We start from the raw sequence: 12743 nt of genomic DNA on the forward strand, positions 1-12743 counted from the left end.
TCATCATGGCTAACAAAGCAGCGGACAAGCCGTTGTATGCGGCGTTAAACATCAGAAGGAAGTTCCGTGGAAGAACAAAGTAGATCAGAACATATCCTTGAACTTGCTAAAGAGCTTCTTGATGATGTCGAGTTAAGCAGGACAAGTGCTGAAAGTTTAATATTAAAAGCATCAAGGCTCGCGCGGTGGGTTGGCTCAGAAGAGATCCGCTATTGGTTAATGCTTGAAATGAAGGGTTATAACTCCTCAAATGAAGTCTCTCTTCGTTATATGGGGATAACTGGTAGATGGATCGATAGGGAGAAACAACGTGGATACTGGGGGCCACTAGCCCAACAAGAAGCAGCTCTAGAAGCTGAACGTATCAAGTTGTCAACTCTTCGAGTACCTGATATTGCTGGTGATATGGCTTTTGTATCAACAAAAAATGTTACTGATCAGATGACTTCATCGACCAACTATATTTCTCGTTTAAGTGGTATAAAAAGCAGAGTCCTTGCTCACCTGCATACATTTGTTAGCGAAATTTATTACGAGAAACAATTTGATAGCCTTTCAGAATCTATATTTGAGAGATACAAACGTGACGTTGATACCTTAATCTCGGAAAAGTGCGGTGATGTTCTTGAGCAAATTCCATCTGTCATGAGCCGTTTAGCCGAAGGTGATGAAGAGGCTATAAGTCAAGCGCTGACAACATGCAGAAGAGTTATTGATTCATTTTCAGATGCTATTCTTCCGCCTTCTGACGAGACATATGAAATCGGTGGCAATCAGCTTTCTTTAGCTGCAAATAGACACCAAAATCGAATAAACGTATATATCCATCAAAAAATAGAAAGTAATACGAGAAGAAAGAGATTCAGACAGAATCTTGCCAACCTATATGATCGTGTTTCAAGTGGAGTTCATAACGATGTTACAGCTGAGGAAGCAAAGGCTCTTTTCTTGAACACCTATCTGCTCATAGGTGAGATTTTGCACTTAGGTGCAACTGATGTTTAACAAATAAATCAAGAGTGACGCCTAAGGCGACCCTTATTGAAGCGTTAAAGGTGCTGCTCAACATCCATACTGTTGTGGAGAATTCGGATGGCAACGATCCTGGATTCCGTACCGGCTCTGTAAAAGATAACATGACTAGCCTGACTGAACTTTTTGTATCCTGGCTTTATGTCATCCGCATCGCGGCCAATATCAGGTTGGCGAGCAAGTAGCTTGAAAGCATCGTCAAGCTGCCTGAGGTATGTATCGCGTTGGCGCTTTCCCCACTTTTTGGTGGTGAAGCGGCCTATATCGACAACGTCTTTTCGGGCAGAGGCCGTGAGCAGTTATGGATGCATCAGTGAGCTTCGTTGTCAAGTTCTGTAATAACGCTTTCAAGGGAATACTCTGCTATTCCACTCTGCTCGCCTACATCCAGGAGGCGTTGGAGCCGTTCAAGCTTACTTTCCGTTTCTTCAAGCAGACGCAGTCCGGCACATACCACCTCGCTCACCGAGCCATAGCGGCCCTTTTCAACCCGAGTGGCTATAAACTCGTCAAAGTGGGGGCCGAGTGTAATGCTGGTATTTCTAGCCATGGAAGACCCTCTACCAGATATTGGTATATCATGGCAAGGCCCCATAACAAGGCAAGGCAGGTCGGCGCGATAAAGCCGCGCCGCTGCTTGCAGCGCTGTACAAGGAGTACGCCTTGACGTACGTACTCAAAGACATACACTCGGTGAAAAGCTGTATACACAAAAGGTGCGTCGTGACCGGAATCACAGCCACTGAGGCGCGCAGCAACTTATATCGGTTGATCGACGAGACCGCCGAGTCCCACCAACCCATCGTCATCATGGGTAAGCGGAACAAAGCCGTTCTGGTTTCCGAGGAAGACTGGTCTGCCATTCAGGAAACACTTTACCTGCTCTCCGTGCCGGGTATGCGGGAGTCTATTCGTGAGGGGATGGATACCCCCGTGGATGAGTGCGATGAGGAGCTGGACTGGTGACATGAAAGTTGGTTTATACCAAGCAAGCCCAGAAAGATGCAAAGAAACTGGCCTCCAGTGGCCTCAAACCAAAAGCCCAGGAATTGTTGGCGCTGATCACAGAGGACCCTTACCGCAAGCCGCCTCCGTTCGAGAAACTCATTGGGATCTCACGGGGGCCTATCCACGCCGCATCAATATTCAGCATCGTCTGGTTTACCAAGTACTGGAAGAGGAACGGGTTGTGAAAGTTCTGCGGCTCTGGAGCCACTACGAATAATGCATAACCAACAACAGTGCATCAGTGTGTCTACCGCTGTGCCCTTTTAGCCGGCAGTTCAGGCGCGCCCATGCCATTCGTATCGCCCTAGCATCGGTAGATATTCAGCAGCCCGAAAAGACGCTACGTACTGTCATAGAGGTCGATGAATACCATGCCTAGTTTTACATCCGCCGTCAGGTAACCGCGAACACGGCCAACCACGAATCCCAACTTTGACAAGACGGCCCCAACCTATGACCCGCAAAACTCTAAGCCTCAAAACGAAAAGACCACCACAGCCCAAACCCACCAACGAAGTCGAAGAACCAACCACCAACGACCCCATAACACGCTTCCTCAACGGCACCGCCATTCATCCCTCCCCACGCCTCTATTTAGCACCGAGTGATCAGCCCCACACCGTGCGGGCGATGGATTTGATCACGCCCATCGGAATGGGGCAGCGGGGGTTGTTTGTGGCACCGCCCGGTTCTGGCAAAACGACGCTGTTAAAGCATATCTGCCAAGCGGTGGCAGAGGCTTACCCGGATATAAAGCTGTACGCCTTGCTGATTGATGAGCGCCCGGAAGAAGTGACCGACTTTAAGCGCAGCGTGTCGGCTGAAGTGCATGCCTCATCGTCCGATGAAAGCTACGCGAACCATGTGCGGATGGCCGATCAATTGCTAGATAAAGCGCGACAGCAGGCAGGCGAGGGGCACGATGTGATGATCGTGATCGATTCACTCACCAGGCTTTCGCGGGTTCATAACGCCGAGCAGCGGGGCAGTGGGCGCACGATGTCGGGTGGGTTGGATGCCCGGGCGATGGAAATACCGCGCAAACTGTTTGGCGCGGCGCGAAAAATCGAAAACGGCGGTTCGCTCACCATTCTGGCCACCGTGCTGGTGGATACGGGAAGCCGTATGGATCAGGTGATTTTTGAGGAGTTTAAGGGCACGGGCAATATGGAGCTGGTGCTATCACGGGACCTGGCGAATCAACGGATTTTCCCGGCGATTGATATTGCCAAAAGCAGTACCCGCCGAGAAGAGCTGTTAATTGATGGGAAAGATATTGAAAAAGTAAGGACACTGCGCAGAGCGTTAACACCGCTTAAGCCCACAGAAGGCGCGCAGAAGCTGCTTGCGCTGTTGGAGAAATACCCCACGAATGCCGAGCTGTTGGAGGCTTTTTCCTCCGCTGAGTAGAGGTGAAGCTCACCCTTGTATTTTTAAAGATGAGCTTCTTGGTGAACGCTTAACGGCTGCTTTTTTTAACGTGGTTCAAGTTAGACGCGGGCACGGCTTTTTTGACCGGGAAGTCTTCCACTTCTTTGCGCTCAATCGTGTTTTTCAAGCGCCTTTCAATCGCACACAGGTTTTTAAAGTCGCTGATATCGACCAGCGAGATAGCTTCACCGGAGGCACCTGCTCGGCCGGTGCGGCCAATGCGGTGGATGTACTCTTCTGGCTGGAAGGGTAAATCGTAATTCACCACACGGCTCAGTTCCCCAATATCCAACCCCCGCGCGGCGACGCCCGTAGCTACTAGGTACTTCAGTTCGCCCGATTTGAACTGATCCAACACTTTTTCACGCATGGCTTGGCTTCTGCCGCCATGGATGGAATCCGCTTGAATACCGCGCTTTTCCAGCTGAGCCACTAGCTTGGCCGCGCTGTGCTTTTTCTCGACAAAAATCAGTGCCTGATCCCACGTTTGCTCGTTGATCAAGTGGCTCAACAGGGCGGACTTGGTGTCTTTGTCGACCGTGATCAGCCACTGTTTGATGGTGGCGGCGGCGCGCACGTTAGGCGTAATGGAGATGTTCGCCGCCATGTCGGTCATTTTGCTGTCTGAAAACGCGTGGGCGATGGCGCGCACGTCGTTGGTCATGGTGGCCGTGAACAGCAGGTTCTGTCGGTTCTCCGGCAGGCGCACGATGATTTTGTGGATATCATCGACAAAGCCCATATCGACCATTCTGTCCGCTTCGTCCAGCACCATGACTTGTAGTTCATCAAAGTGCAGCGCGCGCTGATGCGCCAAATCCAGCAGCCTGCCCGGTGTGGCGACCAGAATATCCACCCCTTCGATCAAGCGCTCTTTTTGCGGCGCGGTATCCACGCCGCCATACGCGGCCATCGAGGTGAGCTGGGTATGCTTGGCGTATTGCGCCACGCTGGCTTCCACCTGAACCGCCAGCTCGCGAGTGGGCACAAGGATCAGCGCACGGATGCGTTTACCGCGCAGCGGCTCTGCGGCTTTGCTGAACTGTTCCAGCAGCGGCAGCACAAAGGCCGCGGTTTTGCCCGTGCCGGTTTGTGCGGTGGCGATTAAGTCTTTGCCCGACAGAATGGCAGGAATCGCTTGTTCTTGGATGGGCGTTGGCGTTTTGTAACCGAGTTCGGTAATCGCTTGAACGAGCGGGCTGGATAAGCCTAGTTTTGCAAAGGGCATGAGAAGCTCTGACAGAGTGTCGTAAGGGGTGTCGAAAATAAAAAGTGGTGCAGCATAGCGTAAAATCAACCGTTCGTTGCTCGAATACGCGTTTATTTCCATCCAACCTTTCCACCGTACCCCTATCCCCACAAGGTATAATCCCTCCATTCACCCAGAAGCTCACGCTTGCCGGGTTTGTTATGAGTCTGTTTTGCGTCATCTGTTTCTGAGCAATAGGGGTAGTGGTCCATGATTAACACCAAAATTTACAAGGCGGTGTACGAACTCGCCGAAAAGCTGATGAAGGCCGCTGCCAAAGATGACCGCGCCACTTTTGAAGCGCTTTATGCCGAGCTGCAGGCGATCTGCACCGAGCACGAGAACACCGAGAAAGACCACCCGGAGCAGTGGGAAACCCTGGCTGACTTCACCGAAGAGCTAGAAGACGCGCTGCCCATCTACCAAAAAGCGCTGGATAAAGCGGTGGCGAAGCAGTCGAATGACCACATTGCTTCGATTGGGTTTGCCATGGCGTCGCTGCACGTGGAGCTGGGCGACACCCAGGCGGCCATTGAACTCTTGCAGCAGGCCCAGGCCAGCGCCCAAACGATCGAAGATAACGAGCTGAAAGCAGAAATCGATGAACTGCTGGCCACGCTAACCCACGCCTAGGACCCCATTTTGACCAATAACGATATTTTTCGCCGTATTCGCTACACCTTCGATTTGAAAGACAACACCATCGTCAAGATCTTCGCCCTGGCGGACGTGAGTGTGACCCAGGAGCAGGTGACGGCGTGGCTGAAAAAAGATGAAGACGACGCCTTCGTGACCATGAAGAACAAAGAGCTGGCGTCGTTTTTGAACGGTTTCATCAGCTTCAAACGGGGAAAGCGTGAAGGCCCGCAGCCTGCCCCGGAAGCGCAGTTGAACAACAATATGGTGTTTCAGAAACTGCGCATCGCGCTGAACATCAAGGCAGAGGATATTTTAGAAGTGTTCGATCAGGTGGGCCTGCCGCTCAGCCCTCACGAACTCAGTGCGTTTTTCCGCAAGCCGAGTCACAAGAATTATCGCGAGTGCAAAGACCAAATGCTGCGTAATTTCTTGATGGGCGTACAGCGGCAGCTTCGCCCCAACGATAACGGTTAAGCGAGGCGCTCGCGTTTCACACACACGAAGATCGCATTGCCCGAGACGTTATCCCAGGGCGTGATGGTCTGGTAATCATGCTCGAACACGTGCACCTCGAAGGTAGGCTCCAGCAGGGCGATAAGCTCGCTAAAACTGACGGCCACCATGGGGTGCTCGTCGTGCCACACCTGCGTTGTCTCCGCCGTGGTCTTTTCGATGCTTAGCCGCAGCGACTGCCGCTCCCCTTGACCGCTGTAGTGCCATCCCGAGCGGAAAGTGAAAGACTCCTCCGCCTGCTGGGCCGTGTGCTTTACGAACAGCTCGTTATCGATCCGCTGTTTATCCACCACGTTGAAGCAGAACACGCCGCCCTCGTTCAAGGCGCGGTGAGCGCTGGCGATGCAGTCGCCGAGCTTTTCCAGGCCATCGTTGTAGTGGATGGAGTAAAGAAAGCAGGTGATGAGATCCAGCGGTTCGTCGACCTCGAAGCGGCTCATGTCTTGTAGTGAGAAGCTTGCCTCTGGGCAGCGTTGGGCGGCGATATCCAGCATCGGCTGGTTGATGTCCAAGCCGCTGCTGGTGAAGCCAGCATCCAGAAAATGACGTACGTGGGGGCCGGTGCCGCAGGCGACATCCAGATGGCGTTTGCCTTCGTTGCCAAAAATCTGATTCAGGCGGCGAATGGCGTTGCTCTGGGCCTGGTAGTCGATGTCGACGCACATCAAATCGTAGTAGCCAGAAAGGTCGGTGTAGAGTGCGTTGACGGACATAGTGGCCTAATGGTGAGGGCTGAAATACATTGGGTGGCGCATAGTAAACGAGCGATTGGGGTTTGAGAAGCGAAGGCAGGGGAGCCACGTATGCAAATACGCGTTGAGACATTGGAAGAGCAAGACGTAATAACGCTGCTTGAAGAGCATATGGCCGATATGCACGCCACATCGCCACCTGAAAGTATTCATGCCCTTGATGTGACGGCGCTCAAAGCGCCAGAGATTACCTTCTACTGCGCTCGCCGGGACGGCGTGCTGTTAGGGTGTGCGGCGCTGAAGTCGCTGGGCAACGGCCAAGCGGAGCTGAAATCCATGCGCACCGCGCCAGCCTCCCGCCAGCAGGGCGTCGCCGCTCAGCTCTTGGCGCATTTATTGGAGCAAGCGCGCTCCCGGGGGTATCACACGCTGAGCTTGGAAACCGGGTCGATGGCCTTTTTCGAGCCTGCCCGGCGGTTATACGCCAAGTTCGGGTTCGAGTACTGCGGGCCGTTTGGCGATTATCAGCAAGATCCGAATAGCTGTTTTATGACGCTGCGGCTGAGTGAGTGATTTTGCACTCTTTCACAGTTTGGTTATCGCTTTAGGGGTAATGTGATTAAAGAAATGGTGCGATGCTCCGATAACTACTTAAGTCGCACGAATTGTTGGATTGCCATAAGAGGCTGCTATGCCAAAACCCCTTGCTCTATTTCTCTCCGCTCTGCTGCTGGCGTTGACTACTCATGCGCAGGCGTCCAGCGTCGAGGCGGCGGAAGCGGCCGCGCTGGCGTGGTTGGAAGCGATCGATCAAGGTGAGTACGAACAGGCGTGGGAGAAGTCGTCGCCGCTGCTGAAAACCCCGCTGTCGCCTACCATGCTGCAACGGGTAGTAACGCTGGCGCGTAGCGAGCTAGGCAGCGTGGAGTCTCGGCGGCGCATCCGCATGTCGCAGTACACCTCGATGCCGGGTGCCCCCCGCAACGACTACAAAGAGTTCGCTTTTCAAACCCAGTTCACGAACAACCAGCGCGTGGTTGAAGTCGTTACGCCACATCTGGAAGAGGGCACGTGGCGGGTGAGTGGGTATTACGTGCAGTAACGTGCTTTGAGCGCCCATCAATAGCCGCCAACGCTGGCGGCTATTGTGTTTTTTCTACATGATCAATCCCGCCAGCGCCTGCATCCCCAGCACTAACAGCAGCACCACGCTACCCAGTACCAAGCTGGTTGTCAGCGCGTGGTGTCTCCACATGCTTTCCACTCGGTGACCAAAGCGGTGCACCAGCCACGCTAGGCCATAGTAGCGCAGCCCGCGGGCAATCAGGGCGGCCAAGGCGAACAGCACGATCGGGTAGCCGGAAAGCCCAGCGGTGATCATCGCCACCTGAAACGGGATGGGTAGAATGCCAATCGCTAAAATGGCGGCGAAGCCGTACTGGTCGAAGAAGCTTTGAAACGCCTGATAGCTTTGCTCCATTCCCATGAAGTCGATGAACCAGGTGCCCACCGACTGATACAGCACCATGCCCACGCCATAGCCCACGATGGAGGCCGCCAAACAGCCCAGCGTGGTGGCGGTGGCAATCGCCCAAATACGCTGCCGGTTCACCGCCATGAGTGGGATCAGCACTAGCTCGATGGGAATCGGTAGGATGATGGTTTCCAGAAAGGAGAGCGTGGCGAGTAGCCACAGCATGTTTTTCGAGCCGTTGATACGCTCGAACCACTGTTTGGTTCGCGTGGAGGTGAAGGCCATGGATCGACGTCGCTATAGGGAAGGGTTGATGCGGCGGTAGAAGGCGGTGAGTAGGCTGTACACACCAAATGCGAATAATCCAATGGCGACGAACGCAAGCAGCCACTGGCCGAAGGCTTGGTGTCTCAGCGTGCTCAATGCTTCCGCCGTGCCGCCTGCTTGGCTAGGGTTGAACTGATAGGCCGCTATGATAAACAGGCTGCCCACGATCGCAAAGACCAAGCCACGCACCGCCAATCCAAAACGACAGACGGGGTAAGCCCAGCGCTGTACATGGGCGGGCATGGAGAAGTGGCGATCGAATTTGGCCTTCCAACCTTTGATGGCGTGGGCAACCCCCGCCCCAATCAGAGCAGCCCCCACGGCCGCGACCAACCAGCGCCCCAGCGGCTGCTGCATCAGCCAGCTTACGGCATCCTGAGAGCCGCTGCCAGAGCCACCGGACGCGCCCAAACGAACGATCAACTTGGCCGCAAAATATGCCAGGAGCGTGTGAGTGACGGCACTGACCAGCAACCCGCCGCGAATCGTGAGGCCTTTGGGGCCATTGCCATGGCGGTCGGTGTCTTGAAGTGCTTGTAAGGTGCGCCACACGGCATAGCCGACTAATCCAAGGGCAATGATGCCGAGCATTATTTTGCCGAAGGGGGCGGTCAATACGCTTTCAAGGGCGCCGCGACTGCCTTCGGTTTGGCCGCCTTGGCCTAGCGCGGCCAGCGCGGCCAGCCCGCCCACCAGTAAATAAACCACGCCCCGCGAAGCGTAGCCCATGCGGGCGAACAGTTTCACCGCGTCCCGATGTGTCGGGGTATGATTGGCCATGGTGTCCTCCTGACGTAAATGGCGCTGCCGATCCTTCCGGCGGCCCATACTGTGCGTGTGACGGGGTATTGTCCAGCGTAGACTATGCGGCCGCTCGCAGGGTATGTTCACTCCCACCAGCGCCAAAGGCGATGGCGCTTGTCTTGCGCCTACTATCTTGAGCCGACTAGGGAACTCGATAATTCGATGAAGGATGCACGGCCTATTTTCTGGCGCGATGCGCGTATGCCCCATGTCGAGCTGCGCGAGATAAAGGATGCGCGACAGGTGTGCTACGCCCCGCACAGTCATGCGCACTGGTCCGTGGGGGCGGTGACCGCCGGTGTCAGTACCTTTATGTATCGCGATGCATCGCATCCGATCAGCGCCGGTGACGTGGTCATGATGAACCCACACTGGGTGCATGCCTGTAATCCCGTGGCCAACCAACCTTGGGCGTATCGAATGCTCTACGTGGATACCCGCTGGATGAGCGCGCTGCGTTATCGGCTTGGCTTGTTGCCCTCCCCACACTGGCAAGATATCGCGACGGCGGTCATCCGCCAGCCGAGTCTCTACCACCCGTTTTGTGAAATGGCCGACTGTTTGTTGGATGAACGCGTCGCGATCGATCAGAAGCGGCAGGTGCTCACCGCGTATCTGACCACGCTGATGACCGAGCTGGCGAAGGAGCCACCCCTGGCCCCATCGCCGACGCCTGAGCTGCTGGCCCGAGTGGCCGAGTATTTGCGCACGCATTGTGCCCACGCTATTTCGCTGGAGGCGTTATCCCAGCAAACGGGGTACAGCGCAGGGCACTTGATTCGAGCGTTCAAGCAGCATTACGGCTTAACGCCCCATGCCTATTTGATTAATCAGCGTATTCAATTAGGGCAGGCGGCGTTAAGGCAGGGCCAGCCGATTGTCGAGGCGGCGCTAACGGCGGGGTTTAACGATCAGCCTCATTTTCAGCGCACCTTCAAACGGCTGGTCGCGGCCACGCCGAATCAATATCGCGTACCGTTACTCAAAAAGTAGAAATATCGCACTGCCTACCAAGCCTACTGCCAAACTACGGTTGATCGTCAGGAGCACAATGGGGCGTTGCATGTAGCGCTTGAGAAACGCTCCTGCGTAGACCCAGCTTGCCAGCGAGAACCAGCAAATAGGCAGATAAAGAGCCGCAAACAGACCGATGAGATAAGGATCGTTGCCGTTGGTGTACGCGCCAATGCCCGCCGCCGAGGCCAGCCACGCTTTTGGGTTTAGCCACTGCATCGCAGCCCCTGTAAAAAAGCCAGGGGCTCTATGTGGGTTATATTCCCCCAGGCGGCCATCGTGTTGTATCAGGCGAACGCTGAGATAGAGTAAGAACACGATGCCTGCCCACTTCAGTGCCTCCTCCAGCCATGGCATCACATGGAGCAGCGAGTAGAGGCCCGCGCCAATGCCGAGAAACAGTACGATAAAGCCTAAGGTTGCCCCTGTAACAAACGTGAGCCCTTTGTGCACGGGGTAGTGCGTGCCGTTGCTCAGACAAACGATATTCACCGGCCCAGGTGAAATAGACGCAGCAAGGGCAAAGGCAGACATAGGTAACAGTAACGATGTGCTCATGATGATCCTCCTGAAGGGAGTGCGCAGTGTGCGATGAGTCACATTCGGCGTATTGCACAAAATTGATGTGTGATTTGCGCAAGATTCGGGTGGGGTTTGGCGCTTTAGCTGAGTAAGCTTGCATGATCATGCACGCGATCCCGTCACTTTCCCCGTGAGATAGAAGCAATGAACGACTACGCCCGCATCGAAAAAGCCATGGCCTTTATGGTGGCGAATGCTGCCCAGCAGCCAAGTTTAGACACGGTCGCGGCGCAGGTGCACTTAAGTGCGTTCCATTTTCAGCGGCTGTTTTGTCGCTACGCAGGCGTTAGCCCAAAGCGCTTTTTACAGGCGTTGACGCTGGCGCGGGGTAAGCAGTTGATTGCCTCTGCCCAGAGCCTTACCGATACCGCCCAGGCGCTGGGGTTGAGCGGCGGCTCGCGGCTTTATGACCATTTTGTCACGCTGGAAGCGGTGACACCTGGGGAGTTCAAGCGCCAAGGGGAGGGCGTGGAGATTGCTTACGGCATTCACCCCACGCCGTTTGGCGAGGTGCTGGTGGCCACCACGCCTAGGGGCATTTGCCGGATGGGCTTTCTGGCCGCTACACCCGAGGCGGATATTCTCGCTCTGATAGCCGCCGAGTGGCCGCGCAGCACGCTACGCCACCAGCCAGATGCCACCCGTTATGCGGTTGAAGCACTGTTCGAGCCAAGGAACAACGCTGCGCCTGGGGCGCTCTCGTTGCATGTGCGTGGCACCAATTTTCAGCTGAACGTGTGGCGAGCGCTGCTGATGATTCCTGATGGCCAGCTAGCTAGCTACTCGCATATTGCCCAGCTACTGGGGGCACCGAAATCGTCGCGGGCGGTGGGGAACGCGGTAGGTGCGAACCCGGTGGCGCTGTGGATTCCTTGCCACCGGGTGATTCAACAAAGCGGCGCGCTCGGCGGCTACCGCTGGGGGCTTGAGGTGAAACGCCAAGTGCAGGCCTGGGAAGCCGCCCAGCACCTTGAATCGCAAGAGAGCGCTCGGAGCTAGTGCCCAAGCCTAGTGACCAAACACAGACCAGCCGGTGCGCTGCACGAACATCTCCAGCGCCCGCGCCCCTAGCAGGCTGTTGCCATAGTGATCTAACCCAGGCGACCACGCAGCGAGCGAACCACGCCCCGGCGCGATGGCTAAAATACCGCCACCCACGCCGCTTTTGCCCGGCAGGCCCACGCGGAAGGCGAACTCCCCCGAGGCATCGTAGTGACCGCACATCATCATGAGCGAGTTGATCCGCCGCGCCCGCTGGGGTGATACCACCCGTAGGTTGCTAGGGCGGTTGACCCCATCGGAAGCCAGGAATAGCCCCGCGTGGGCAAGCTGGTCGCTGCTCATGGCGATGGCGCACTGGTGAAAGTAGGTGCCCAGCACTTTATCGACATCGTGTCGCAGCCGCCCAAAGGCTTTCATAAAGTGGGCCAGCGAGGCATTGCGGTCTTTGTGCTCCATTTCCGACGCGGCAACTTGATGATCAAAACAGATGCTGTTGTCGTCGGCGATGTAGCGCACGAAGCTCAAAATTTCCGCCAGGGTCTCTTTGGGTTCGTGGCCCATCATGATGGCATCCACCACCGCAATGGCCCCGGCATTGATGAACGGGTTACGCGGTTTGCCGCTCTCGTGCTCTAGCTGAACGATGGAGTTGAACGGGTCGCCGGAAGGCTCGCGACCTACTTTCGACCACAGCCCATCGCCCCATTTGCCTAGCGCAATGGTCAAAGTAAATACCTTGGAAATACTCTGAATCGAGAAGGGCGTGGTCGCGCAGCCCGCTGAAAAGCGCTCGCCCTCGACCGTGGCCAAGCTAATGGCGAATTGGCTGGGGTCTACGTGGGCTAGCTGCGGAATGTAGTCGGCCACGTTGCCGCGCTCGGTCTCTTGCGCAAGCTCGGCGACTATCTCGTTCAGTATCTCTTGCATATCGGGCGTAATCGGTTGGTGGCGGGAGCCGCTACCCTAGCGGAAAATA

17 protein-coding genes and 1 pseudogene are annotated in these 12743 nt (G+C 55.5%); 10 read left to right on the forward strand and 8 right to left on the reverse strand.

Features of this window, described 5'->3' with window-relative positions:
• Nucleotides 1-66 precede the first annotated feature (66 nt).
• The gene (locus AB6K10_RS10770; RefSeq protein WP_339118689.1) at nt 67-1005 is read left to right on the forward strand and encodes a hypothetical protein; all 939 of its coding nucleotides are present in this window, start codon (nt 67-69) and stop codon (nt 1003-1005) included.
• A 44-nt stretch (nt 1006-1049) separates the two neighbouring features.
• On the opposite strand, the gene AB6K10_RS10775 is transcribed toward AB6K10_RS10770, so the two are convergent.
• Nucleotides 1050-1331 carry a type II toxin-antitoxin system RelE/ParE family toxin gene (locus tag AB6K10_RS10775; protein ID WP_339119615.1) on the reverse strand — a complete coding sequence of 94 codons (282 nt, stop codon included), beginning with the start codon at nt 1329-1331 and terminating at the stop codon, nt 1050-1052.
• 11 nt (nt 1332-1342) lie between these two features.
• Nucleotides 1343-1627: a type II toxin-antitoxin system ParD family antitoxin gene (locus tag AB6K10_RS10780; protein ID WP_339118690.1), complete on the reverse strand. Its 285-nt coding sequence runs from the start codon at nt 1625-1627 to the stop codon at nt 1343-1345.
• 128 nt (nt 1628-1755) lie between these two features.
• Here AB6K10_RS10780 and AB6K10_RS10785 point away from each other — a divergent pair, with 128 nt between their 5' ends.
• The 3 genes and pseudogenes from AB6K10_RS10785 (at nt 1756) to rho (ending at nt 3450) form a co-directional block, all read left to right on the forward strand.
• A complete protein-coding gene (locus AB6K10_RS10785; RefSeq protein ID WP_058092928.1) occupies nt 1756-1998 on the forward strand; it encodes a type II toxin-antitoxin system Phd/YefM family antitoxin in 243 nt (80 codons plus the stop codon).
• Between the two features lie 8 nt (nt 1999-2006).
• Nucleotides 2007-2257: pseudogene (locus tag AB6K10_RS10790) on the forward strand (Txe/YoeB family addiction module toxin).
• Between the two features lie 236 nt (nt 2258-2493).
• Complete coding sequence (gene rho / locus AB6K10_RS10795) at nt 2494-3450, forward strand: transcription termination factor Rho (protein ID WP_339118691.1); 957 nt, start codon at nt 2494-2496, stop codon at nt 3448-3450.
• Between the two features lie 49 nt (nt 3451-3499).
• Here the strand turns inward: rho and AB6K10_RS10800 are convergent, their stop codons facing one another.
• Nucleotides 3500-4699 (reverse strand): DEAD/DEAH box helicase, encoded by a 1200-nt coding sequence (locus AB6K10_RS10800; RefSeq protein ID WP_339118692.1) that lies wholly within the window; start codon nt 4697-4699, stop codon nt 3500-3502.
• A gap of 231 nt (nt 4700-4930) precedes the next feature.
• Here AB6K10_RS10800 and AB6K10_RS10805 point away from each other — a divergent pair, with 231 nt between their 5' ends.
• Complete coding sequence (locus tag AB6K10_RS10805; RefSeq protein WP_339118693.1) at nt 4931-5353, forward strand: tetratricopeptide repeat protein; 423 nt, start codon at nt 4931-4933, stop codon at nt 5351-5353.
• A gap of 9 nt (nt 5354-5362) precedes the next feature.
• The gene (locus tag AB6K10_RS10810) at nt 5363-5833 is read left to right on the forward strand and encodes a DUF1456 family protein (protein WP_339118694.1); all 471 of its coding nucleotides are present in this window, start codon (nt 5363-5365) and stop codon (nt 5831-5833) included.
• Here AB6K10_RS10810 and AB6K10_RS10815 read toward each other — a convergent pair.
• Complete coding sequence (locus AB6K10_RS10815; protein ID WP_339118695.1) at nt 5830-6585, reverse strand: class I SAM-dependent methyltransferase; 756 nt, start codon at nt 6583-6585, stop codon at nt 5830-5832. The two genes, AB6K10_RS10810 and AB6K10_RS10815, sit on opposite strands and share 4 nt — an antisense overlap.
• Before the next feature lie 90 nt (nt 6586-6675).
• Between AB6K10_RS10815 and AB6K10_RS10820 the strand changes: the two genes are divergently transcribed.
• Both AB6K10_RS10820 and AB6K10_RS10825 read left to right on the forward strand, forming a co-directional pair.
• On the forward strand, nt 6676-7137 hold the full coding sequence (locus tag AB6K10_RS10820) for a GNAT family N-acetyltransferase (RefSeq protein ID WP_253018911.1): 462 nt from the start codon (nt 6676-6678) through the stop codon (nt 7135-7137).
• 118 nt (nt 7138-7255) lie between these two features.
• Nucleotides 7256-7666 carry a DUF4019 domain-containing protein gene (locus tag AB6K10_RS10825; protein ID WP_253018910.1) on the forward strand — a complete coding sequence of 137 codons (411 nt, stop codon included), beginning with the start codon at nt 7256-7258 and terminating at the stop codon, nt 7664-7666.
• A gap of 54 nt (nt 7667-7720) precedes the next feature.
• Here AB6K10_RS10825 and AB6K10_RS10830 read toward each other — a convergent pair whose 3' ends face one another.
• Complete coding sequence (locus AB6K10_RS10830; RefSeq protein ID WP_339118696.1) at nt 7721-8323, reverse strand: VTT domain-containing protein; 603 nt, start codon at nt 8321-8323, stop codon at nt 7721-7723.
• 12 nt (nt 8324-8335) lie between these two features.
• On the reverse strand, nt 8336-9145 hold the full coding sequence (locus AB6K10_RS10835; protein ID WP_339118697.1) for a DUF1206 domain-containing protein: 810 nt from the start codon (nt 9143-9145) through the stop codon (nt 8336-8338).
• Nucleotides 9146-9331: 186 nt separating this feature from the next.
• On the opposite strand from AB6K10_RS10835, the gene AB6K10_RS10840 reads away from it, so the two are divergent.
• Nucleotides 9332-10162: an AraC family transcriptional regulator gene (locus AB6K10_RS10840; protein WP_253018907.1), complete on the forward strand. Its 831-nt coding sequence runs from the start codon at nt 9332-9334 to the stop codon at nt 10160-10162.
• Here the strand turns inward: AB6K10_RS10840 and AB6K10_RS10845 are convergent.
• Complete coding sequence (locus tag AB6K10_RS10845) at nt 10148-10741, reverse strand: LysE family translocator (RefSeq protein ID WP_339118698.1); 594 nt, start codon at nt 10739-10741, stop codon at nt 10148-10150. The genes AB6K10_RS10840 and AB6K10_RS10845 overlap by 15 nt on opposite strands.
• Nucleotides 10742-10909: 168 nt before the next feature.
• Between AB6K10_RS10845 and AB6K10_RS10850 the strand changes: the two genes are divergently transcribed.
• Nucleotides 10910-11764 carry a methylated-DNA--[protein]-cysteine S-methyltransferase gene (locus tag AB6K10_RS10850; RefSeq protein ID WP_339118699.1) on the forward strand — a complete coding sequence of 285 codons (855 nt, stop codon included), beginning with the start codon at nt 10910-10912 and terminating at the stop codon, nt 11762-11764.
• 9 nt (nt 11765-11773) lie between these two features.
• Here the strand turns inward: AB6K10_RS10850 and AB6K10_RS10855 are convergent, their stop codons facing one another.
• Nucleotides 11774-12694, reverse strand: a complete 921-nt coding sequence (locus AB6K10_RS10855; RefSeq protein WP_339118700.1) for a glutaminase — start codon at nt 12692-12694, stop codon at nt 11774-11776.
• Between the last annotated feature and the right edge of the window lie 49 nt (nt 12695-12743).

Source organism: Halomonas sp. BMC6 (assembly GCF_964204995.1).
In the GTDB taxonomy this organism is placed as follows: Bacteria; Pseudomonadota; Gammaproteobacteria; order Pseudomonadales; family Halomonadaceae; genus Vreelandella.